Below are 21,741 nucleotides of genomic sequence, written 5' to 3'. Positions count from 1 at the left end.
CTTACCTTGCTTTTTGGATAAGATGTCGGAATGTAAGGTTAATTCTACCACCGATAGGCTTCGCCGTCTTCGCAATACCGTGTACATAATGAGTTTGTGTTGTTCCCGCCATAATCAACACACTGCCGTGTTCAAGTACTTGAATATGCTTCGCCTTTGTTTCCTTATGCTTGAAAACAAAAGGTCTTGCCTCCCCTAAGGTAACTGATGCAATCACGGGGTTGATACCTAGCTCCGGCTCATCATCTGAATGAAAGCTCATGCTATCTTGTCCGTTGCGATACCAATTCGCTAATACACTGTTGAACTTTGTGTTTTGGGTTGGAGCACATAACGCTTCACAACAATCTTTAATACTTAAAAGACTGTTCGTCCACGGATTTGGCGACATGGTTAAATTCGAATAGGTATAGGTGCAATCTTCATCACCGTGCCAGCTCTGAAGGCGGGGAATTTTTACCGACTTGCCAAACAATCTGATCGAGTCCTGACGCCAGGGTAACTCGGCCTTCAGTAACTCAAAAAAAGTATCTGCATCATTTTTTGATAGCGCTTGAGGAACATAAGTGACATCGCCCTCTGACAGCGGGAGCTTATGAAATGAGCTATTGTTTTCTGGGGTCTCGAATAGAGAAAACTGCATGCGTAACTATGATATTTCCGGTGATTTATAATCTTGGCTATGGTCACTTGATCTCAAAAGTGCTTAAACACACCTATGAAGTCCCCCAATTACACTTTAATTACGCATGCATTGCTAATGTGGATTTTTCTGCGAACTGTAAAAGTGATTCTTCCACCAGTACATTGTCACCATCAACAGTGCGCGGCATAAGAATAACACGTTATTGGTTAGAGCCGCGTAGCTGATATGATAAGATAGGCAACGCGTACATAAACCAAATAGGCATTCTCAAAAGTGTGTGAGTGCTTTGAGCCTTCTCTGAAAAAAGACTCCAATGAATACAGAATTTATTTTTGCCGACCGACAATTCTCGCTTATTCGCTACCCTGAAAAGCACCAGCACATAAGCCTTCAAGCATGGGATAGCGCTGATGAACTCGTTATTGAGCACATTGAGAGCTTATTAAGTGAAGCGTCGCTTTCAATTGGCAATGGTGACAATAATGGCTCAATGATGATTTTTAACGACGATTTCGGCGCGTTAGGTTGTTGGTTTTCGCACTTAGCACCTTACTGGGTATCTGACTCCTACATATCTTTGCGTTCACTCTCTGAGAATTTAAAAGCCAATCATTTACTGAGTAATGCAGAGGCGAGCAATAAAAACGGCCTGCTAACCGCGCCGCTGAAAACCTTGACTAGCGTGCAAAGCTTAACGTTTAAGCCAGAAAAGGCGCCGTGTCTAGTTGTGCTGAAGGTCCCCCGCGCCCTTGCACTTCTTGAACAACAGCTTATTGATTTACAAAAATATATAACACCTGACACGCGCGTTATCGCAACAGGTAAAGTGAAGACCATCACAAAATCCGTACTTAACCTATTTGAACGATATATTGGCCCCACCACCACTTCCCTTGCCAAGAAGAAATCGCGGCTTGTGTTCGCTTCGCCTCGTGAGTCTCTAAAACTCGCTGACTCTCCCTACCCAACGCGCTGGCAGTGTAAAAGCACCATGGGCGCAGAGCTTACTATCGATAACCTTGCCAACACATTTGCTCGGCAGTCGCTGGATATTGGCGCGCGTATTATGCTTGAGCACATGACGGTGAGTGCCAATGACGTGGTGGTAGATTTGGGCTGTGGTAATGGTGTATTGGGTGTAAACGCGCTGTCTCTCGCTCCTGACGCCAAGGTGATATTTGTGGACGAGTCCTATATGGCATTAGAAAGTGCCAGACTCAATGTGCTCAACAACTTTCCGGATAAAATCGATCAATGCGAGTTTGTTGCAAGTAATTGCCTTGAAACATTAATCAATAGAGAGAATAAACCTGCTGTTACCAAAATTCTGTGTAACCCACCGTTTCATCAGCAAAACGCGATCACCGACCATATTGCATGGCAAATGTTTACTGACTCTCGTGAATTACTGATTAAAAGTGGTCACTTGGTGGTGGTTGGCAACCGACACCTCGACTACCACATTAAACTTAAAAAGCTGTTTGGTGGCGCCAAGGTACTTGCGAGTGATAAAAAGTTCGTTATCTTAGGCACTGCAAAACGCTAAGCGCATAAAAAAGTGCGCAAACTAAGGAATACATTTAAAGGCATTTTTATGAAGAAAATACTTTTATCAATCATGACCGCCGTTATGCTGATTGGCAGCAGTTCACCCGTTATGGCCAAAAAAGACGATGGGTCTCAGGTTCAGCCCGATAACTATTACCCTCGGGTGAAAATAGAAACCACCATGGGCGATATCGTAGTTGAGCTAGACAGAAGACGCGCGCCAATTACGGTAAATAACTTTCTTCGTTATGTGGATAAGCGCGCCTACGAAGACACTATTTTTCACCGTATAGTGCCTGGTTTTGTTGTGCAAGGTGGTGGTTATACGGCCGACTTCAACGGCAAGTCGAACTTTCCAGATATCTTTAATGAGTCAGGTAACGGTTTGACCAACGACCTGCACACCATTGCAATGGCAAGACAAAGCGACCCGCATACCGCAAACCGACAGTTTTTCTTCAACGTGAATGACAACAGCAGCTTAAACCCAGGAAGAGATTGGGGCTACGCGGTTTTTGGCGTGATTGTGGAAGGCGAAGATATTGTTGATGCCATGTCGGAAGTAGAAACCGAATACTCCATTCGTCTTAACGCAAACAACGTACCCATTGAGCCGATCATTATTAAAAAAGTGACCGTTTTACCACCGCTATAAGGTTGTATCGGCTTTGGCCGAAAAGCATTATACATTCAGCCATAGAGCTGACTCATCTATGGCTGAAGCTCAATTCTAAACAAATGCTGTTTTGGAAACGTTTTATCGAAGTAAAGACCCTGTTTTTTAAAACCTAGTCGCTGTAATAGCTTTTGCGATGCCTTATTGTCTGGATGCGTCATTGCGGTTAAAAAGCCATACCCTTCAGCAGTAGCCCAAGCTATAACCTTATTGCATGCCTCGTAGCATAAGCCGTTTCCTCTTGCTTCAGGCAACATGGCGAAGCCCAAGTCTGGGCATTCAAAGGCAAAGCGATTAAATAACCCGCAAACTCCTAACGGTTGTTTGGTGTCATTTAACTCAACAGCAAGTAAACCGTATCCCCATTCTTCTCGCTGCGAATTGGTTTTTCCAATGTAGTCGCAGGCGTCATCTAATGTGTTTACATTCTTACTTCCAATGTACTTAAGCCACAACTCGTCTTGCTGTAATGCTAATACCCAGTGTTGATCATCAAACGTGAGCGGCCTTAAGGTAATTCTGTCGGAAGTTAAAATTGATGCTTCAGTATTCACACTAAACTCTCTGCCTAAGGGGCGTCTGTTACTGCTAAAACTAGCGCTTTGCTAGAATTCTGTCTATATGCTCAATAGCTTCACTATTTACTTTTGCCGCACGCGGGTATTTGGGTTGTGCTCTATCGTTTGTTCTTGGGTGCTCCCACAGCGAGGTATGCATTACAAATCGCTCCGCTTCTTTAATGCCACCATGTTCTAGGCACCCCGCCATACAGGTATCAACATAGGTTTGGCTAACAGGAAAAGCTTCGCTTGCTGGCTCGCACGCGAGTGTTTCACAAATCCAGAAAGTGAACTGCGCCAATTGCTCATTTAACATATCTGCTACCACACCTTGATGAAGGTGAAAATCGAGTGCTTTAGGACTCACTTCAATAAACCTATAGTCTTTTTCCCTCTCCTGTAAGGCAGGGTTAATTTGCGTGGGGATAAGCTGAGCGTTCAGATGACTGCGGGCGTTGGCTACGGCGCCAACATATGTCTGTTTTTCATGAAGACTGCGAGTCACCCAAGCTCTTTCGAAGCCAGATACAGTTACAGGGATCCCTTTAGTGAAAATGTTCGAGTGACGTTCTCGGCTGTCTTTACTGAGTAAGCTTCCGTAACCTAAAACCATATGCTTTTCGGTTTGCGCACTTAGCCAGTTCGCTATTTCATTCATTTTTACCTCTACGTCATAGCCGCTTCATTATCACTATTTTCGGACTGTTTACCTTCTCAGTGCAAAGCCCTAAAAAATTGCGTTCAGCATTTTTCACACAGCATAAACAAAAAAGGCGGAGTAACAAGTTACACCGCCTTTGCTTAATATAGTTATGGTGTTAATTAAAACAACGCTCTCACACCCATAGTAAAGTTTCTACCTGGAAGCGGTGCTTGGTCTTTTAAGAAAGATGTATGAACACGAGCTTCCTCATCAGTAAGGTTTTCACCACGGGCAAACACTACCCAGTCGATGCCTTGAGAACCAAACTCATACTGCACGCTTGCGTTAACTAACGTGTAACCGTCGGTTGTAGTTTCAAACGACGCAACTTCGTTCTGGTCGTCATACCATGTAAAGCCAACGTCAGCACTTAAGCCATCGTTTACATAGCTTAATTCACTACCGAAGCGCATAGGTGGCGTGCGCGGAAGATTGTCACCTTCTACTTCTGCGCGAATATAGTCACCAAATACAGTCAAACGTAGCGTGTCTGATAAATCAACGTAAGTTTCTGCTTCAAAGCCCCAAATGTCAGCGTCAGCTTGTTGGAAGTAATAGATAGGCAAGCCTTCTTCATCGCCGTGCTCTTCATGCTCACTAAGTGCAATTAAACCCGTGCTTGTTTGGAAAATATAGTCATCCGCTTGATTGTAGAAGAACGACGCACTGTAGCCCCAGCTTCCGGTAAACTTACGGAAAGTAATATCTAGGTTGGTACTAACTTCTTCTTTTACGCCTTTAAGTGTTTCTTCGATATGGCCTTCCTCATCCATATCAAAAACTAGACCTACTTCGTAGCTTTGCGTTGCTAAATGCTGGCCAGCAGAGAAAAGTTCTTGTTGGCTGGGTGCACGTTCGCTGCGTGATAGGGTTACGGCAATTGAGTGACCTTCCTGGTATTCCCAGTTAGCGCCCGCTGAAAGTGATAGGCTGGTGAAGTCGTAATCAGGGAAGTTGAAAGCAACAGCGTGCTCTTCATGTTCTTCACCCTCATGCTCTTCATCGTGCTCTTCGCCTTCGTGCTCATCATGTAAAATGTCAAGTTCTACTTCGCTTGCGTCAGCATCCAAAGTCGTGCGTTCAAGTCGGCCACCAAGCTCAAACGTTACATCGCCCACATTCTTTTGCTCAACAATGTAAAGTGCATAGCTTGAGGTGGTATTGGCTGGCGTGAAAGCTTCTTCGCCAACAGCATTATAATCGCTATGGTTAAACTGTAAGCCGAATACGCCGTGCCATCCGTTTATTTCTTCGTGATAAGCCGACAAGCGAATGTCGCTTGATTCGTTTGTGAATACAGTACCAGGCTCGCCGTCTTCAATTTCAGCATGCTCGTAATCAGTGTAGGCTGCTGCAAATTTAAGATTAGTTAACCCTTCGAAAGGAGAATGCCATTCACCGGCTGCTTGGTAGCGGGTCATGTCTACATCAAGCAGCACGCCTTCTTCGCCATGGTCGTGTTCTTCGTGCTCTTCATCCTCATGCTCTTCGTCATGTTCATCGTGCTCCTCTTCACCGTGAGCATGACTGTGGCCTGGCACGCCATATTCATTATCTAACTGCTCAACCGCGAAGCCAAAGTAACCTTCGTCTGCTACGTAAGATAGACCCGCAACAATGTTGCGCGTTTCCATTGCGCTGCTTTCTAGTACGCCGTTAGGTTCATCTTCATCGGGGTCGATAGATGCGAAGCCTGGGATGTCAGCATTGTCTGTGTCGCGATAAAAGCCATCTACATGCCATACGATATTTCCACTACCGCCACTCACATCTGCGCGGGAGTACGAACCATTATTCACTGTGCTGTAGCTGGTTTCTGCTTCGCCTTCCACGCCGTCTATCTGGTACTGAGGAATACGCTTGTCAACCACATTCACTACACCGCCAATAGCGCCACTGCCGTATTGAAGCGTCGCTGGACCGCGAAGTACTTCTACCTGTGTTGCGCTAGAAAGGGTAGCCGCTACGTTATGGTCTGGGCCAACGCGAGAGACATCAGATACATCCAAACCGTTTTGAACAATCTTTACACGCGGGCCATCGTTACCGCGAATAACCGGACTGCTTGAAACTGGGCCAAAGTAGGTGCTGTGCACACCAGGTGCGTTTTTAAGGGTTTCACCTAAGGTAGGCGCTTCTATTTTACGCAGCTTCTCTGCACTAATAACAGTTACTGGCGTAACAGATTCAAGTACAGATGATTGAAGTGCATTGGCGGTAACGACGATATTTTCGACGGATGCAGGCTTTAAAACGAAGTCTACATTTTGATCCGTATTTACGTCGCCTAAGTCGTTATCACCATGAATGTAGTTTGAAGAATAAACATGTAAATGAATATGTGGCTGCTTTACATCGTCAAAACGGTACACACCGTTTACATCGGTGTAAGCTACGCGGCGGCTGCCTTCAATTTTTACTTCAGCCCCTGCAACAGGCTGGCCTGCCGTGTCAGTGACTTTTCCTGTTACCGTTGTGGCATACACAGGCGCACTTAACAGCCCTGCTATGGACAAACTTAGCAGTGAACGCATTTTCATGGGTATTCCTCTGAGGATGTTATAACATTATTTGGTGATGTTATAACATTTTTCAGCATTGACCTGCTCATGTCAACAGCAGGTCAACGTAACTTACCAGTTATCTAACGTTATTTAATGTTTTGGGACTATTTAAGTGCAAAGTCTGCGCCTTTCTAACCCACAAGTAATAAAAAAGCCTTAAGCTCTGCTTACCGTGAAGTTAATCACCTCTTGTATGTGTTTCGCGTTGGTTTTAAGCATAAGCAGCCGATCGATGCCCAGCGCCACACCCGCACACGGTGGCAAACCTGCGTTGAGCGCACTTAGAAAGTTTTCATCGATGGGCTTTGCAGGTAAACCCGTTTCTTGGCGTTTCTCGTTATCAGTTTCAAAGCGCTCTCGCTGCTCTTTTGCCGCACTTAACTCATGGAAACCGTTAGCAAGTTCAGCGCCTTTGTAATACACCTCAAAGCGCTCGGCAACCCGTTCATCAACTGGGCTTAGTTTGGCAAGCGCCGCCTGAGAAGCAGGGAAATCGTAGATGAAGCACGGTTTTTCGTTACCGATTTTAGGTTCGATTACATAGCTGAATAACAGTTGTAACTTGCTGTCATAGCTTAAGCTTTGCGGCGCGTGAATATCTATGTTCTGCTCTTCCATTGCCTTTAGCAAAACCTTGTTATCAGCACTTAACGGGTCAATATTTAAATAGGTTTGAAAAGCTTGCTGATACGTCATCTTATCGGCCGAAGCCGTGTTTAAGGTTTCTTGCAGCAAGGCGTCAACCTCGTCCATTAGCACAAAATGGTCAAAACCTAAGCGGTACCACTCTAGCATAGTAAATTCTGGGTTGTGCCAGCGCCCTTCACCTTCATGGCGAAACGCTTTACACACTTGATAAATACTACCGCTGTCAGCGCACAGTAACCGCTTCATGGCATATTCAGGGGAAGTTTGAAGATATAGCGTAGTTGGCTTACCAGATGAGGCAAAATTAAATTGTGTATCAAACGCGTCTAAATGCTCATCGGTAACCGTGCCGTTAGAAAGTAAAGGTGTATCGACTTCTAACACGTTTCTTGCGTAAAAAAACTCTCGGATTGTTCTGAGTAATTCTGCTCGCGCAACACGGGCTTCATGAGTGGTAGTAGGCTGCCAAGATTGCATGTGTTCAAACCTAAGAAGAATAGCTAAAACAAAAAACCGGTACACAAAGGCACCGGCTTTACACCTAAACAGAATGCGCGATATGCGCTTAATACCAATCCGCATAGATCATTGCCCACTCAGAAGGCGCTGGCAAGCTTCATAGCGAAGCGTGGGAATGCAGGAATGGTTGTTCCCTTTCAAATTCCCAGAATGAAGCTAGGAAGCTTGCCAGACCTTCCCCAAGGGCGAGTTTAAAATGTCCGTACTCTTTGTTGTGTCACCTTGATGTAGAACCACTATACCTGCGGCAACACGCCGCGATTACGAACATTTTAACTCTCGCTGAGTGGGTAATTATCTATGCGGACTGGTATAAGATATTATTTTTGTGCGCGAGACACGTATTCGCCAGAGCGCGTATCTACACGGATAACTTCGCCTGTTTGAACGAATAGAGGAACGCGAACAACTGCACCCGTGCTAAGTGTTGCTGGCTTACCGCCAGTACCTGCTGTATCACCTTTAAGGCCAGGATCAGTTTCGGTGATTTCAAGCTCAACGAAGTTTGGTGGCGTTACTGTGATAGGTGAACCGTTCCACAGTGTAATGGTGCAAACGTCGTTTTCTACCAACCACTTGGTATTCTCGCCTACCGCTTTTTCGTCTGCAGCGATTTGTTCGAATGTATCGTTGTTCATAAAGTGGTAGAATTCGCCGTCGGTGTACAAGTAGGCAAGTTCCGTATCCATTACGTCTGCGCCTTCTACTGATTCACCTGAGCGGAAAGTTTTTTCTAAAACTTTTCCTGAAATAAGCTTGCGGATTTTTACGCGGTTAAACGCTTGGCCCTTACCCGGCTTTACGTATTCGTTTTCTAGAATGTTGCAAGGTTCGCCGTCCAGCATGATTTTCAGGCCGCCTTTGAACTCGTTAGTGCTGTAATTAGCCATAATTCCTCTGTCTAAACATAAGGTACAAAAAGTTTCGTGGAACAAATAATACCTAAAAAACCGATTTCTGTAGAGCATAACTGGCAAAAAGAATTAGCAAGTAGCTTTACCGATCCTGCAAAGCTCTTGCAACACTTAGGTTTAGACCAAGAAAAATACGCTCAACACATTAAAGCACGTCGTCTTTTTCCTATGCGTGTTCCACGACATTTTGTGGATCTGATGGAAAAAGAAAATCCCAACGACCCGCTGTTTTTGCAAGTTATGCCGCTTAGCGACGAGTTTCTAACATCACCAGGTTATAGCGAAGATCCGTTAGACGAACACGATACGGCAGGCAAAGGCATATTGCACAAATACGATTCTCGCGTGTTATTAATGGTTCGCACCGGCTGTGCGGTAAACTGCCGTTACTGTTTTCGCCGCCATTTTCCTTACGCCGACAATGCGGTAAGCAAACACCAATGGCTTGATGTGCTTGATTACCTTCGCAATAACAGCCAAATAAATGAGGTGATTTTTTCAGGTGGCGACCCACTGATGGCGAAAGACGATCATCTGTCGTGGCTAGCCAACGAAATTGCCGCTATTGCCCATATAAAGCGCCTGCGTATTCACAGCCGCCTACCCGTGGTACTCCCAGAACGAATTAGCCATGACTTTGTTGAATGGTTTACCGCATTGCCGCTTCAAAAAGTATTGGTGCTGCATGCTAATCACGCGAACGAAATGTCAGAAACGCTAAAATCCCGATTAAACACATTACGAGAAAGAGGTGTAACCCTACTTAATCAGTCGGTATTGCTAAAAGGCGTGAACAATTCCGGCGATGCAATAAGTGATTTAAGCGAAACCTTGTTTGAGGCTGGTGTTCTGCCCTATTACTTACACGTGTTAGATAAGGTACAGGGTGCAAGCCACTTTTATGTGAGTGATGATGAAGGTCGTCGAATCATGAAAGAAGCGATAAAGCGCCTACCGGGCTTCTTGGTACCAAAACTGGTGAGAGAAATTGGCGGTCAACCCGGCAAAACGCCTATCGACTTACATTTGCATCCGTAACTTACGCGTAGGTATCGATGTTGGCGCCTAACGCGGGGTTTGAAGATGACGCTTTTGGTACGTCAGCGGCTGATTCCAGCAGCTGAAGCGACGCTTTTCCCTCTTGCTCTTGCTGGCTTTTTGCCAACTTAAGAGAGGCCAACTCAAGTGACGCACCGGACGCTCCAGAGGCACTAGTACCTTGTAGATCCATACCATTTTCCTTTGTTGCTTGTAGCAAAGTAAAAAAATGGGCAGAATTGCCCACCCTTACGGCGTGTTGTGCATTACGTAACCAACAAGCTTCGTAATTTACAACAGTCTTTAGGTTATCGGCCTTGAAAGACGAAACTTTAACCATTATTTACCGTGATACATTTGGCGTAGCGTAAACAATAGCTGCGCAGTATATGAACATTGAGTGTGCGGCTAGCACGTACACCGGATTACATTAGAAACAAAAGGCATGACCATGCAACAGAGCCAAGAGATGCAAGCTGTTCATCAACAACTTCAGGAAACCATTCAAACGTTACACCGCAAAGCTGTTGATGCTGACCAGATATTAGATAATTTACAGCGCGATCAAAAAGGTAAGTTTGCAGCAGTGTTTGCTGATGACAGCGGGTTTACCACATCAGCCAAACGATTCGGTCCGTATGTACAAGAAATTGCCAGCGACTGGCAAACGCTAAAGGAACTGGATGACGATGCGGCCAAACAAGCACTTGCGCCACTGGTTAAAAAGATAGAATTAGCGTTGGTGACCATTGCGCAATTTCAGCAATCTCTATCTAAAAGCTAGCACGTACTAAATTTAATAACGAAAAGCCCGCTTTATTTGCGGGCTATTTTGAATTAGCACATCACTTTCGGCGCACTCTCACGCCTTACCACTTATTTTTGATAAAGCGGCAGTAAGCGAATTCTGCGTTTAATTTCCTCGACTTCTTTTAAGTACGCTTCACTGTCTACCCGTTGATATTGTTCGGTAAACGCTTGCTTACTTAAGCCTTCAGGCAGCCCATCGATCGGCGGGATGATTTCAAGCTCACTTTGAATGCGCGCCATCGCGTTTTGTACATCCATCGCGGTGCTTGGATTTGTAGCAACCTTCGCAAACTCAGTGCCCGACATGTCTGCCGCCAAATCCACAAAGCTATAGCCCGAACCACCATTGCCCCTGTCCATAAGCTCTTTGAACTCGCCAATTGCCAAGGACATGCCTTGTTCAGCCATTAACTCTAATGCCGCAGAGATAATAAAGTGACGAGCCAAATCGTTGCGCTTGTGCAGCACCGCACCTCTGCGAGGCTTTAACGCTTTTTCGGAATCTGGCTGTATGTCGCCCACCAGAGTCCCAACACGATGATGCCCAACGTAAACCGCTAAAGCGAGGATTACCGCATTATTATGCAGTACTGCATCTTCAGGGGTTTGGCTTTGCTCTCGCGCTCGTGCCATCCCTTCGCGCAAATATTCAATAAGGGATACCGGTTTAGTTGATAAGGCTATTTCTCTACCAGACAAATAACGTAAATAGTACGCAGATAACTGCTGAAGCTCGGTCTGTTCGCTTACCGACATGTTCGACGCCACCACGTTTAACTCGCTTAGCAGCTCATCTAAACGCCCGACATCTAAAGTAAGCTCACCGCTTCGCATCGTCACACGCTCAACCCGCGACAGCGCAATGGTGGCTATTTCTGATTGCGTATAAGAGTTCACCGTACGCTCTAAAAACCCTAGTAAAAAACGACCCGGAATGGTTAAGTCGCCAACTTGGACTTGCTCTATACGCAAGCTATCACCAGGCAGTACTAGCGCTGACGCATTTACATAATACCCCGTATTGTTGATAGCGTAAGTAACGTTAATGGTTCCCGCCAACGGCGTGATATTCACTACGCCCTTAAAGTCAGGTAATGCGCGCTGTAACACACCTACTAAGCTTTCGACTTGGGTTTCGGTGAGCGTAACTTGATGGCCCTCTTCTCGGCGAGAAAACGCTTGTTGCAACTGACCGAGGAGTTCATTAACGCTATCAGCACCATCTAGCTGTGTGGGCGCTGTCGATGCGACTAATGGCGCTTTTTGTACAGCCATAACAGTAACCGTAGCAACGCTTACTACAAGCAGAACAACAATGATGGCAAGAGTAATCAAAAGCCATTTTACGCTACGCAAAATCATGAGAAATCAGCTGTACCTGTCATAACAATGAATAAAAAATAAGTTAGCGCCTCTTGCGTTCTTTGCTGTAAAACAAAGAAAGTTACGCCCTAACGTGCTGGTTATACTACGTTATCTATTTTCGCGCCACCAGTGACAAGTGGCACGACAAGTCGGCAATTAACCTCCAGCACATTCGCTAAAAAACGAGTTCGCAGTCCACCCAGTCTTTCAAGCTTGTATACCGCACTGTAGCACTAGACAAGTCATGATGTTTCGACAAATCCGTGGGTATCACAACGCAGGCTAGGTCTGCAGCAAGTGCCGCTGTCATGCCGGTTTGCGTGTCTTCAATTGCCACACATTCACCTGGTATTTTTCCTAGCTTGTCCATTGCAAGCGCGTAACAATCAGGTGCTGGTTTGCTGTTTTCGACATCTTCCACGGCAACCACACAAGAAATATAAGCACTTAAACCATACTGAGATATGGTTTTTTCCACCGATTTTTTACTTCCCCCAGTCACAATGCCAATGGTGTAACCTTTGTTTGCACAATGTTCAATAGTTTCTTTTGCAAACGGCATTAAGGGAAAAGCTTGCTTATCTAAGTAGTCGCTAATGCTTTTGTGTTTTTGCTCTGCTAGCACCTGCGGCGCTATATCCATATTAAAGTATTCGACGAGATCGACAGCATTTTGCTTTACGGGAATACCCGCCATCACTTCACAATAAAAATCCTCGCTCAGTTCAACATCGTACTTCAGCAAAATGTCTTTCCACAGGTCAAAATGTACGGATTCTGAGTCAATAAGGGTACCGTCGTGATCAAATAACAGCGTTGTGGTTTTATCGCTTACCGCTAACTTGCGGGCTGATGAAGAAACTGGGTTCAATGCCAAAATAAACCTCCTTGCTAGTTCAATACCGGTTTTGAAAATATATTAGATGTAATCGATACCGAAAAAACGATAACACCTTTAGATCCTGGTGCAGTGCTTTGTTAATGGTGATTGTTTTCATGCCATATTTCAGAACATGCCAGAACAGTGCCAGTGCTGTGGTACACTGTGGCTTTGTGGCTTTCACGAGCTAGAACATTTTCAACGTGGAGCAAATTGGGTGCTTTACCACATTCTAGGCTTTGCCAGTACCGCGCTATTTTTACTGACATGGTTAGGGTTATGGTCGCAGATTAAGGCCATGACGCGCTTTCAAGTGCCCGTTTCTAGCGAGAGTGACGATGCTAACTATAGTTTGTCACTTAACCAGTTTGGCTCTAGCTATTTTGCCTTTTTCTCTATTTTTCTATTTGGCATTTCGGTAGAGCCTTTCAACCATTATTTAGTGTGGACCCGTTTTGGGGCGCTCATTCTTACGCTCATTATCATTTGGAAAATTTGGCAGCACAGGCGCACTGCAATTTCAGGTTACGTTGCCGTAGTCGCCTTGCTAGCTCTCATCGGTGGCACTCTTTCCATCGCTTTTCGCCCTTTCCCAGCGCTTGCACAACTTGGCGCAAACACGTTAATGCTAGTTGTAACCGTCATCTTATTTCAAGGTTCACTGCACCAATGGCTTGTACTGCAGCGCAGACAAAAAGTGGGGTCGCTGTCCTTTTCGCTGTTTCGCAATATCTTGATAAAGGACGTTAGCACTTTATTGTTTGGCCTAACAATGCCATTAAGCCAAAGCTGGCCGCTGCTTATCTTAAATGGTACGAGCGTAATTATGCGTGGCAGTATTTTGTTGCAGATGCACAAACTAAAACGCCGAGAAATTTCCGTATCAGGATAGTATCTCGGCGTTTTCGATTTGCTTCATGTCGCGATAAGGTTGCTTGTCTAGCGGTCACTTGTTTGAACAGCGTTATCAATACACGCTTCTATAAATAAGCACAAAAGCGGCGTGCTTCTGCAATCTACAACGCCACTTCAGCCATATTACCTTTGCTTTCAAGCCATGTTTTACGGTCGCCAGAACGCTTCTTAGCAAGCAGCATGTCCATCAACTCCATCATTTCTTCCGCGTCTTCAATAGTCAGCTGAACAAGTCGACGGGTGTTCGGGTCCATGGTGGTTTCGCGAAGCTGTAGCGGGTTCATTTCGCCCAAGCCTTTAAAGCGCTGCACGTTAACTTTGCCACGTTTCTTCTCCGCTTCAATTCGGTCAAGAATGCCCTGCTTCTCGCCTTCATCTAGCGCGTAATACACCTCTTTGCCTACATCTATTCTAAATAGCGGCGGCATAGCAACATACACATGGCCTTGTTCAACCAAGGTTCTGAAGTGACGCACAAAGAGCGCACATAGTAACGTTGCAATGTGTAGCCCATCGGAGTCAGCATCGGCAAGAATACAAATTTTACCGTAGCGTAAACCAGACAGGTCGGTTGAATCTGGATCGATACCCAGCGCAACTGAAATATCGTGAATTTCCTGTGATGCCAGCACTTGAGAAGAGTCGACTTCCCAGCTGTTCAGGATTTTACCGCGCAGCGGCATAATTGCTTGAAACTCTCGGTCTCGCGCTTGCTTGGCCGAGCCACCCGCCGAGTCACCCTCTACTAAAAACAGTTCAGAGTAAGAAATATCTTGCGATGAGCAGTCGGTCAGTTTGCCTGGTAGTGCAGGCCCTTGGGTAACCTTTTTACGCGCAACTTTTTTGGTTTGACGAAGGCGACGCTGTGCATTGTTGATACACATTTCAGCAAGCGCTTCAGCAATTTCAGTGTGTTGGTTTAACCAAAGGCTGAATGCATCTTTCACTACACCTGATACAAACGCGCTGGCCTGACGTGAAGACAAGCGTTCTTTGGTCTGCCCGGCAAACTGTGGGTCCTGCATCTTAGTCGACAGGATATAGGCACAGCGGTCCCAAATGTCATCTGGCGATAACTTAACACCTCGGGGCATTAAGTTTCTAAATTCGCAAAATTCGCGCATTGACTCTAGTAAGCCTTGGCGCAGCCCGTTAACGTGTGTACCACCTTGCGCTGTAGGAATAAGGTTAACGTAGCTTTCCGTTACCAAATCACCACCTTCAGGCAACCACATTACGGCCCAATCGGCGGCTTCTGTGTTGCCGCTGAATGTACCTACAAATGGCGTGTCAGATGGTAAGGTTTCAAACTCCTCTACCGCTTGATACAGGTAGTCTTTAAGACCGTCTTCGTAATACCACTCTTGGCTTTCTTTGGTGATCTTGTTGTCGAAACGAATGCGCAGACCGGGGCTTAATACCGCTTTTGCACGCAAGTTGTGTACAAGTCGGCTGGCGGAGAATTTTGCCGAGTCGAAGTATTGCGGGTCAGGCCAGAAGTGAACACGGGTTCCTGTATTGCGCTTACCGCAGGTATCAATAACTTGTAAGTCTTCGACTTTGTCGCCGTTTTCAAAGGCAATTTGGTATACGTTACTGTCTCGTCGAATAGTTACTTCTACGCGAGTTGAAAGCGCGTTAACTACCGAGATCCCCACCCCGTGAAGACCACCAGAGAAGGCATAGTTTTTATTTGAAAATTTACCACCCGCGTGAAGCTTACATAGAATAAGCTCTACGCCTGATATTCCCTCTTCCGGGTGTATATCTACCGGCATACCACGACCATCGTCGATAACTTCTAACGATTGGTCTTCATGCAAAATTACTTTGATGTTAGAGGCGTGACCAGCAAGCGCTTCATCCACACTGTTATCGATGACTTCCTGACCCAAATGATTTGGGCGGGTAGTGTCGGTATACATACCAGGGCGGCGTTTTACGGGGTCAAGGCCGTTTAAAACCTCGATAGCATCTGAATTGTATTGATTTGACATAGTTATGGTTGTTATTTAAGCCAGCGACAAAGAAAGAGGTACGCGGCACTAAGGTTAGCTATAGTAACTTCAGTAAGCATAGCGCCGCACAGCATAGGATTGATGTTAGCAGGGCGAGTACAGACTGGCAATGCGCTTATTTCAGCAAAAACTCGGCAATAGCAGGTAAGTGATTTTCGTAACCTACAAAGCTGTGATCGCCGCCTTCTTCAATAACAAGATGACTTTGTGCGTACTTTTCAGCCGCCAAGCGGTAATCCAGTGTTTCATCCTCGGTCTGAAGCAGCACTTTGTAATTGCCTGGCGTTTTAATTGAGGCAGCTTCTAATGCTTGGATTACCCCCATATCACTTTCTACTATTTCAAACTTTTCTTTGCTGTAAGGGTTTTCGTGGGCACCGATAAAGCCTTGCAATAGCTCGTAAGGGCGAACAGCGGGATTGATTAACACGGCTCTGCCACCAAACTTTTCAAGCAAAAACGTAGAGAGATACCCCCCCATTGAACTACCAATAAGTTTCAGCCCGTCTTCAAGCAATGCCGGTGTGTTCTCAATAAGTGAAATTAGCTGGTCTTCCACTTTACTAGGAAAGTTAGACAGCTCAGGTATGTGTAAGGTAACGTTTGAGTGATGCTGCTCAAAATACGCTTTAGTGGCTTGCGCCTTAATGGATTTCGGCGAACTTAGAAAGCCGTGAAGATATAAGATGTGCTGCATGTTTTTCTCTATTTTGTGTTCTCTGGTCTTTTTTGTTTCTTTGTTTGCTCTAAACTCGATGCGAGTATGAAACGGTTTTAACGCCAAACGCGCCTACAGCATCCTTCAAAGCCAAGCTCGACTGAGCTAAACCCTGACAACGGTAACGTTTACCGTGCCGTCATCCATTAAATTCATCACTTGATACCCCGGCGCTTCATTGTTAACACCAAACTCGGGCCGCATTTCCCACTGCCAACACGTAGAAGGGCTGCCGTAAGAAGGCGTATTGTGCTTTCCTATCTGCTGGCGCAACGGCGAATGCACGTGTCCGTGTAGGAAGGCTTTTATTTGCGGATATTTATCTGTAAGCGATACTAACCGCTGAGCATCAACCAAAGAGTGCTTATCCATCCAACTGTTTGAAGGCAATATGTGATGATGAAGCGCAACAAGATGATTTGTCTGCGGCGACGTAGTTAACGATTGCTCTAGCGCCTGTATATCGTTTTCTTTTACTTCCCCCGCTGCCGTATGCATATTACTTGTAGCACGGGTATCCATGCCGTGTATTTGCCAATTGCCCAAACTTAACGAGTCATTGCTTTGTAAGTGCCGACTGCCAACGTACTTTTCGAAGTACGGATTATTGTCATGGTTTCCCGCCAGCACACACCATTCTATATTTGCTGGCTCAATATGTTGCTCCATCAATGCAATAAACTGCTGATAGCTCTCAGTGGAATTATCGCCGCTAATATCCCCAGTAACCAGCAAGACTACTTGCTGGTTTGCTCTCTGCTGGGGCTCACTGGCAACTTCTTGAACAATGTAATTTGGGATATCAGAAAGCACGCGTGCTAGTGAATCATAGGGCGCGATGCCCGCATATCCCGTCTTATCTTTGTCTTTTAGTAAGTGGCAATCACTTAGCTGAATGAGTGTTATCACGCTTCAGAGGTAACGCTTGAGGAATGTTGCAAACAGAAGTTTAGCCATTCAGCTAAAAAGATATTCACCATGTGCTTTTCGTTACGCTGGCGCATTTTTAAATTCGGATACTCGTAAGACGGTTCAAGCGCTCCCGTGTTTTGGCTATTAATAACCTCTGCCATACGCGCATCGTGATATAAACGCACCGTCATGCTGGGCGTTAAATATGAGGGCATATCTTTAGTGGTTTGCTTAATGCTTAACGTACTGGTGTAGCGAGCAGACTCCACAATACGTATTTCATAAGACAGGCCGACACCAACCGAAAATTCATAGCTCAAATCTTCCGTATCGCAATCAGGCAAAATCCTCAGAACATGGGAGTAGTTCAGTTCGCAAAGCGCCTGCATTGAAGGAAGATGAGGTACGTATTTTCGTTGATTGCGTTGTGTCACGATGTCTGCCACTGCTCCAGAAGTTGTGTTTTGTGCATAAAGAACCATTGTAGCGCAATTACCGCTGCGGCGTTGTCAATATGGCCATTTTCCAACCATTCAAGGGCGGTATTTTCTTTTATTCGGTGTACTTTAATGTCTTCAGACTCGCTTTCTAGGCCGTGAATGCCTTGCGCTTGGCTAGCATCAGTCTTTGCTATAAAAATGTGTAATCTTTCGGTCGTGCCGCCCGGGCTCGATAAATAACTCAGCGCTTTGGTTAATTTATCTAGGGTAATACCTGCCTCTTCCATCGACTCTCTATGACATACTGCTTCTGGTGTTTCTCCTTTGTCGATCATGCCCGCGATAATTTCTATTAACCAAGGGCTTGAAGATGTGGCTAATGCCCCAATTCTAACTTGCTCAATGAGCACGAACTCTTGGAGAACGGGGTCGTAGGGTAAGACACCCACCGCGTGACCGCGTTCAAATATTTCTCGCGTGACCGTGTCGCTCCATTCTCCATTAAAACACTTGTGCTTAAATTGATACTGATTCATGGTAAAGAAACCACGATACACTGGCTTAATGTCGGTGATTTCGACGTCATTTGAGGTAAATGAAAGGAATTCCTTGCTCATTTGCAGACACTTATGGTTCAAATAGATTTATCATACATAGTACATTTACACACCAACCATGTATACGCATGAAAATTGCGATATGGCGTGTGAGCGAATAACAGAAAACTCATATTACAAGTCGTCTATTACTATAATAATTGCGTGGGTAGATCACATATTCTGTTACAGTTAATCGAATACTGTTACGAGTTTGGACTTTCGGTTTGTGGTTGAATTTTCATACACTTGATTTTAATAAGTCGTCTCAATGAATAAACGACGACGCAACTTGAACACAACAGGAAGACGTAAGCATGAAACGAACACTTCTGTCGCTAGTTATCGGTGTTTCGATGACAACTGGTGCGCTAGCCGATGACCTAATGCAGGTATATCAACAAGCACTGGCAAACGATCCATTGGTAAACCAGGCGAAAGCGCAACGTGATGCTGCGTTTGAAGGGATCAGTCTTAGCCGCGCAAGCCTACTACCCCAAATCTCAGGCTCTGTGGGTTACACCCAATCTGAATCAGAACGCTTTCAACAAGCGGCTGGTGACAATGGCCTTCAAGTATTCACGACAGATACTGAAGTAGACACGCTTAACTACGGTTTATCACTTTCAATGTCTTTGTACGACCACGCAAATTGGTTGGGTCTAGACCGCGCAGAGAAAGTAGCTGAGCAAAGCGATGCACGACTTGCCGCTAGTATGCAAGACGTTATCGTGCGTACCGTTACTGCTTACTTTGACGTATTACGCGCCCGTGACAATGTAGAGTTCGTAGGGTCAGAGAAACGCGCCATTGAGCGACAGCTTGAGCAAACACGCCAGCGTTTCGAGGTGGGCTTAACGGCTATTACTGACGTGCACGAAGCGCAAGCGAACTACGACAGTACAGTAGCTCAGGAAATCCAAGCGAAAAACCAGCTTGAGTTTGCCCTTGAAGCACTTCGTGTTATTACCGGCAAGTACCACGACCGTCTTTTCGGTCTAAATACAGAGAATTTCTCTGCGACTATGCCGGTACCAGAAACTGTAGACAGCTGGCTAGAGACCGCACAGGACCAAAACCTTGCTCTATTAGTTGACCGTTTGGCCATGGACGTGGCAAAAGAAGATATTGCGATCGCGCGCTCTGGTCACTTGCCAACATTATCACTGTCTGGCAGTTACGGTCGCTCGAAAGATGATGTTGATGCTGAAGTATTAAATGACGACGGTTCTACCACACCGTTTGGGTATGAAACGCCGTACTTGGATAGCCAATCAATTGGCATTACGCTGAACGTTCCAATCTATCAAGGCGGTAGCGTAAGCGCGCAAACGTCGCAAGCGAAGTACAACTACGTAGCGGCCAGCCAAGCCGCAGAGCAGACGTATCGTCAAACGGTACAGTCAGTTCGTAGCTCGTTTAATAACGTAAAAGCCTCTATCTCTACTATTCGCGCTCTTGAGCAGTCAGTGGTGTCTGCAGATAGCGCACTTAAAGCCACAGAAGCGGGCTTTGATGTAGGTACACGTACTATTGTTGACGTATTGGACAGCACCCGTAACTTGTTTGACGCACGTCGTAACCTTGCGGGTGCACGCTATGACTTTATTCAGTCAGTGATTACGCTTAAGCAAGCGGCTGGAACCCTTACAGGTGAAGATGTGGCTATGATCAATCGTGGTCTTAAACCTGTAGAGAAGAGTAGCAACGAATAGGATGTGATGTAGCGCAAGACCAGCGTTTAAACACCACATAGGAAGGGTGGCTACTGGCTGCCCTTTTTTGTACCTAATACCAATTCGCGCAGGTAATTGCCCACTCAGAAGACCCTGGTAGGTTTCCTAGCGAAGCGTGGTAATGCAGGAATGGTATGATAAATCTTTGATAGCATTGAAGCGAATGACTATTTGGCGCAAGAGAATTTTTGCAAGGCGCCCAGCAACTGTCGATATTCTGCACATAAGGCTTCAGCATTTTGTTTAGTCATTACAAAGTCAGATAAACGCATTGAAACGGCGCGTAATTTCTCTTGCAACAGCTGTAACTCATCATCCATGATTATGCCCTTTAAATTTATCTCTATTTTTAGTGATGTTATTTTTGCCGGGTTTAAGGCTTTAAAGTCGCCTTTTTGCCCCTACATTTTGGTGCATAAAATGTGCTAACAACGACCTTAGTATAACGCCAAGTGAGTTTACGACAAGCTTCTTGGTTCATTGTTTTTTCTTGAGTGATAAATAAAAATGCAAGCCTCTGAACTACAAAATAAATTTGAGCGCATAAGAGCAAATAAATGGTTTGAAGCCTTTGTTATCAGCGTCATCGTGATATCAGCGTTATTAGTCGGTGCTAAGACCTATGAACTACCTACTGGCATGTCATCTATTACTTTGTTTTTAGACTGGTTCATCAGCGCGTTTTTCTTAACTGAGATTACCATTCGATTTTTAGCGGAAAAGAAAAAGCGCTATTTTTTCAAGAGCTTCTGGAACTGGTTCGACACTCTCATTGTGATTATCAGCCTTATACCGGCAGACGATACTGAACTTGCGCTAATAGCGCGATTAGTGAGGGTTTTCCGCGTGCTTCGTATGATTTCCATTATCCCAGAGCTTCGAATATTACTCGTTTCACTAGTAAAAGCTCTGCCTCAGCTAGGCTATGTCATGCTGCTGATGTTTATCATCTTCTATATATATGCAGCGGTAGGCAGCACGTTGTTTGAAAATATTAACCCTGTGCTGTGGGGCGATATTACTATCTCTATGCTGACACTCTTTAGGATTATGACCTTTGAAGATTGGACAGATGTGATGTACGAAACTCAAGAAGTGTACTCACTAAGTTGGATTTTCTATTTAACCTTTATCTTCTTTACCGCATTTGCCTTCCTTAACATGGTCATAGGCATTGTGGTAAACGTGATGGAAAGAGAAAACGAAAAGGCAAGAGCAGAAAAAGAAGCCGCTTTGCTTGAGGAACAAATTGCACAAGGCCACATAGAGCCTACCTTGCATGATGTTTTAAAAGAGTTGCGCGAGCTGAAAGCCCAAGTTTCATCGCAAGGCAGCAATGAATACGAAACCAAAGCCGACTAACGGGCTTTGCAGTTTTATAGAAATGGTAATACATGCCGCACATTAATATATCGGTAGTTGAGTATTACCATGCTCTTAGCAAAGAAACTAAAACGTGAATAAACCGAAGGCCACATTGAGTGGCCTTCGTTCGTATCGGGCTTTTGTAATGCAATAAAGCGCGCCCCCTAGCT

General features: G+C 45.3%; 22 protein-coding genes. 7 read left to right on the top strand and 15 right to left on the bottom strand.

Going from position 1 to position 21,741, the window contains the following annotated elements; translation table 11 throughout:
- Nucleotide 1: 1 nt before the first annotated feature.
- On the bottom strand, nt 2-643 hold the full coding sequence (locus AC27KT_RS11340) for an alpha-ketoglutarate-dependent dioxygenase AlkB family protein (RefSeq protein WP_487130017.1): 642 nt from the start codon (nt 641-643) through the stop codon (nt 2-4).
- Nucleotides 644-959: 316 nt separating this feature from the next.
- Here AC27KT_RS11340 and AC27KT_RS11335 point away from each other — a divergent pair, with 316 nt between their 5' ends.
- Complete coding sequence (locus tag AC27KT_RS11335) at nt 960-2,192, top strand: methyltransferase (RefSeq protein WP_487130015.1); 1,233 nt, start codon at nt 960-962, stop codon at nt 2,190-2,192.
- Between the two features lie 48 nt (nt 2,193-2,240).
- Nucleotides 2,241-2,849 (top strand): peptidylprolyl isomerase, encoded by a 609-nt coding sequence (locus AC27KT_RS11330; RefSeq protein WP_487130013.1) that lies wholly within the window; start codon nt 2,241-2,243, stop codon nt 2,847-2,849.
- Between the two features lie 56 nt (nt 2,850-2,905).
- On the opposite strand, the gene AC27KT_RS11325 is transcribed toward AC27KT_RS11330, so the two are convergent.
- From AC27KT_RS11325 to efp, 5 genes are all read right to left on the bottom strand, one after another.
- Entirely contained in the window at nt 2,906-3,424 is a 519-nt protein-coding gene (locus tag AC27KT_RS11325) for a GNAT family N-acetyltransferase (RefSeq protein ID WP_487130011.1), read from the bottom strand.
- Between the two features lie 40 nt (nt 3,425-3,464).
- On the bottom strand, nt 3,465-4,088 hold the full coding sequence (locus AC27KT_RS11320; protein ID WP_487130009.1) for a gamma-glutamylcyclotransferase: 624 nt from the start codon (nt 4,086-4,088) through the stop codon (nt 3,465-3,467).
- 164 nt (nt 4,089-4,252) lie between these two features.
- Nucleotides 4,253-6,673 (bottom strand): TonB-dependent receptor, encoded by a 2,421-nt coding sequence (locus AC27KT_RS11315; RefSeq protein ID WP_487130007.1) that lies wholly within the window; start codon nt 6,671-6,673, stop codon nt 4,253-4,255.
- A 180-nt stretch (nt 6,674-6,853) separates the two neighbouring features.
- Nucleotides 6,854-7,822, bottom strand: coding sequence for an elongation factor P--(R)-beta-lysine ligase (gene epmA, locus AC27KT_RS11310; protein WP_487130005.1), 969 nt, complete (start codon nt 7,820-7,822; stop codon nt 6,854-6,856).
- Between the two features lie 362 nt (nt 7,823-8,184).
- The gene (efp, locus tag AC27KT_RS11305) at nt 8,185-8,754 is read right to left on the bottom strand and encodes an elongation factor P (RefSeq protein WP_014948217.1); all 570 of its coding nucleotides are present in this window, start codon (nt 8,752-8,754) and stop codon (nt 8,185-8,187) included.
- A 36-nt stretch (nt 8,755-8,790) separates the two neighbouring features.
- Here efp and epmB point away from each other — a divergent pair, with 36 nt between their 5' ends.
- The gene (gene epmB, locus AC27KT_RS11300) at nt 8,791-9,816 is read left to right on the top strand and encodes an EF-P beta-lysylation protein EpmB (RefSeq protein ID WP_487130003.1); all 1,026 of its coding nucleotides are present in this window, start codon (nt 8,791-8,793) and stop codon (nt 9,814-9,816) included.
- Between the two features lies 1 nt (nt 9,817).
- On the opposite strand, the gene AC27KT_RS11295 is transcribed toward epmB, so the two are convergent.
- A complete protein-coding gene (locus tag AC27KT_RS11295) occupies nt 9,818-10,009 on the bottom strand; it encodes a hypothetical protein (RefSeq protein ID WP_105930787.1) in 192 nt (63 codons plus the stop codon).
- Between the two features lie 258 nt (nt 10,010-10,267).
- Here AC27KT_RS11295 and AC27KT_RS11290 point away from each other — a divergent pair, with 258 nt between their 5' ends.
- Nucleotides 10,268-10,600, top strand: coding sequence for a hypothetical protein (locus tag AC27KT_RS11290; protein WP_014997269.1), 333 nt, complete (start codon nt 10,268-10,270; stop codon nt 10,598-10,600).
- Between the two features lie 92 nt (nt 10,601-10,692).
- Here AC27KT_RS11290 and AC27KT_RS11285 read toward each other — a convergent pair whose 3' ends face one another.
- Nucleotides 10,693-11,988 (bottom strand): hypothetical protein, encoded by a 1,296-nt coding sequence (locus AC27KT_RS11285; protein ID WP_487130000.1) that lies wholly within the window; start codon nt 11,986-11,988, stop codon nt 10,693-10,695.
- A gap of 178 nt (nt 11,989-12,166) precedes the next feature.
- Nucleotides 12,167-12,868, bottom strand: a complete 702-nt coding sequence (locus tag AC27KT_RS11280; protein WP_487129998.1) for an HAD family hydrolase — start codon at nt 12,866-12,868, stop codon at nt 12,167-12,169.
- A 220-nt stretch (nt 12,869-13,088) separates the two neighbouring features.
- On the opposite strand from AC27KT_RS11280, the gene AC27KT_RS11275 reads away from it, so the two are divergent.
- The gene (locus tag AC27KT_RS11275) at nt 13,089-13,763 is read left to right on the top strand and encodes a hypothetical protein (protein ID WP_487130279.1); all 675 of its coding nucleotides are present in this window, start codon (nt 13,089-13,091) and stop codon (nt 13,761-13,763) included.
- Between the two features lie 124 nt (nt 13,764-13,887).
- Here the strand turns inward: AC27KT_RS11275 and parE are convergent, their stop codons facing one another.
- The 5 genes from parE to nudF form a co-directional block, all read right to left on the bottom strand.
- Nucleotides 13,888-15,783 (bottom strand): DNA topoisomerase IV subunit B, encoded by a 1,896-nt coding sequence (gene parE, locus AC27KT_RS11270; protein WP_014975634.1) that lies wholly within the window; start codon nt 15,781-15,783, stop codon nt 13,888-13,890.
- A gap of 136 nt (nt 15,784-15,919) precedes the next feature.
- A complete protein-coding gene (locus tag AC27KT_RS11265) occupies nt 15,920-16,501 on the bottom strand; it encodes a YqiA/YcfP family alpha/beta fold hydrolase (RefSeq protein WP_487129996.1) in 582 nt (193 codons plus the stop codon).
- Between the two features lie 126 nt (nt 16,502-16,627).
- Nucleotides 16,628-17,431: a metallophosphoesterase family protein gene (locus AC27KT_RS11260; RefSeq protein WP_487129994.1), complete on the bottom strand. Its 804-nt coding sequence runs from the start codon at nt 17,429-17,431 to the stop codon at nt 16,628-16,630.
- Nucleotides 17,428-17,868, bottom strand: coding sequence for a DUF1249 domain-containing protein (locus AC27KT_RS11255; protein ID WP_049587313.1), 441 nt, complete (start codon nt 17,866-17,868; stop codon nt 17,428-17,430). Before AC27KT_RS11255 ends, AC27KT_RS11260 begins: the two co-directional genes overlap by 4 nt.
- Complete coding sequence (gene nudF / locus AC27KT_RS11250) at nt 17,865-18,491, bottom strand: ADP-ribose diphosphatase (protein ID WP_487129991.1); 627 nt, start codon at nt 18,489-18,491, stop codon at nt 17,865-17,867. The genes AC27KT_RS11255 and nudF overlap by 4 nt, the downstream gene beginning before the upstream one ends.
- Nucleotides 18,492-18,787: 296 nt before the next feature.
- Between nudF and tolC the strand changes: the two genes are divergently transcribed.
- Nucleotides 18,788-20,185, top strand: coding sequence for an outer membrane channel protein TolC (gene tolC, locus AC27KT_RS11245; RefSeq protein ID WP_487129989.1), 1,398 nt, complete (start codon nt 18,788-18,790; stop codon nt 20,183-20,185).
- A 188-nt stretch (nt 20,186-20,373) separates the two neighbouring features.
- Here the strand turns inward: tolC and AC27KT_RS11240 are convergent, their stop codons facing one another.
- Complete coding sequence (locus AC27KT_RS11240) at nt 20,374-20,526, bottom strand: hypothetical protein (RefSeq protein WP_487129987.1); 153 nt, start codon at nt 20,524-20,526, stop codon at nt 20,374-20,376.
- 187 nt (nt 20,527-20,713) lie between these two features.
- Here AC27KT_RS11240 and AC27KT_RS11235 point away from each other — a divergent pair, with 187 nt between their 5' ends.
- Nucleotides 20,714-21,568: an ion transporter gene (locus tag AC27KT_RS11235; RefSeq protein ID WP_487129985.1), complete on the top strand. Its 855-nt coding sequence runs from the start codon at nt 20,714-20,716 to the stop codon at nt 21,566-21,568.
- Nucleotides 21,569-21,741: the final 173 nt, after the last annotated feature.

The organism is Alteromonas sp. 5NW40-0090 (assembly GCF_057552975.1).
Note: the sequence above shows the minus strand (reverse complement) of the source record. Positions and strands in the feature narration are given on the sequence as shown.

What these genes read in the sequence shown, in the direction of transcription:
- AC27KT_RS11340 (WP_487130017.1), bottom strand. Translation starts at nt 643, where the DNA reads ATGCAGTTTTCTCTATTCGAGACCCCAGAAAACAATAGCTCATTTCAT.
- AC27KT_RS11335 (WP_487130015.1), top strand. Translation starts at nt 960, where the DNA reads ATGAATACAGAATTTATTTTTGCCGACCGACAATTCTCGCTTATTCGC.
- AC27KT_RS11330 (WP_487130013.1), top strand. Translation starts at nt 2,241, where the DNA reads ATGAAGAAAATACTTTTATCAATCATGACCGCCGTTATGCTGATTGGC.
- AC27KT_RS11320 (WP_487130009.1), bottom strand. Translation starts at nt 4,088, where the DNA reads ATGAATGAAATAGCGAACTGGCTAAGTGCGCAAACCGAAAAGCATATG.
- AC27KT_RS11315 (WP_487130007.1), bottom strand. Translation starts at nt 6,673, where the DNA reads ATGAAAATGCGTTCACTGCTAAGTTTGTCCATAGCAGGGCTGTTAAGT.
- epmA (WP_487130005.1), bottom strand. Translation starts at nt 7,822, where the DNA reads ATGCAATCTTGGCAGCCTACTACCACTCATGAAGCCCGTGTTGCGCGA.
- efp (WP_014948217.1), bottom strand. Translation starts at nt 8,754, where the DNA reads ATGGCTAATTACAGCACTAACGAGTTCAAAGGCGGCCTGAAAATCATG.
- AC27KT_RS11295 (WP_105930787.1), bottom strand. Translation starts at nt 10,009, where the DNA reads ATGGATCTACAAGGTACTAGTGCCTCTGGAGCGTCCGGTGCGTCACTT.
- AC27KT_RS11290 (WP_014997269.1), top strand. Translation starts at nt 10,268, where the DNA reads ATGCAACAGAGCCAAGAGATGCAAGCTGTTCATCAACAACTTCAGGAA.
- AC27KT_RS11285 (WP_487130000.1), bottom strand. Translation starts at nt 11,988, where the DNA reads ATGATTTTGCGTAGCGTAAAATGGCTTTTGATTACTCTTGCCATCATT.
- parE (WP_014975634.1), bottom strand. Translation starts at nt 15,783, where the DNA reads ATGTCAAATCAATACAATTCAGATGCTATCGAGGTTTTAAACGGCCTT.
- AC27KT_RS11265 (WP_487129996.1), bottom strand. Translation starts at nt 16,501, where the DNA reads ATGCAGCACATCTTATATCTTCACGGCTTTCTAAGTTCGCCGAAATCC.
- nudF (WP_487129991.1), bottom strand. Translation starts at nt 18,491, where the DNA reads ATGAGCAAGGAATTCCTTTCATTTACCTCAAATGACGTCGAAATCACC.
- tolC (WP_487129989.1), top strand. Translation starts at nt 18,788, where the DNA reads ATGAAACGAACACTTCTGTCGCTAGTTATCGGTGTTTCGATGACAACT.
- AC27KT_RS11240 (WP_487129987.1), bottom strand. Translation starts at nt 20,526, where the DNA reads ATGGATGATGAGTTACAGCTGTTGCAAGAGAAATTACGCGCCGTTTCA.
- AC27KT_RS11235 (WP_487129985.1), top strand. Translation starts at nt 20,714, where the DNA reads ATGCAAGCCTCTGAACTACAAAATAAATTTGAGCGCATAAGAGCAAAT.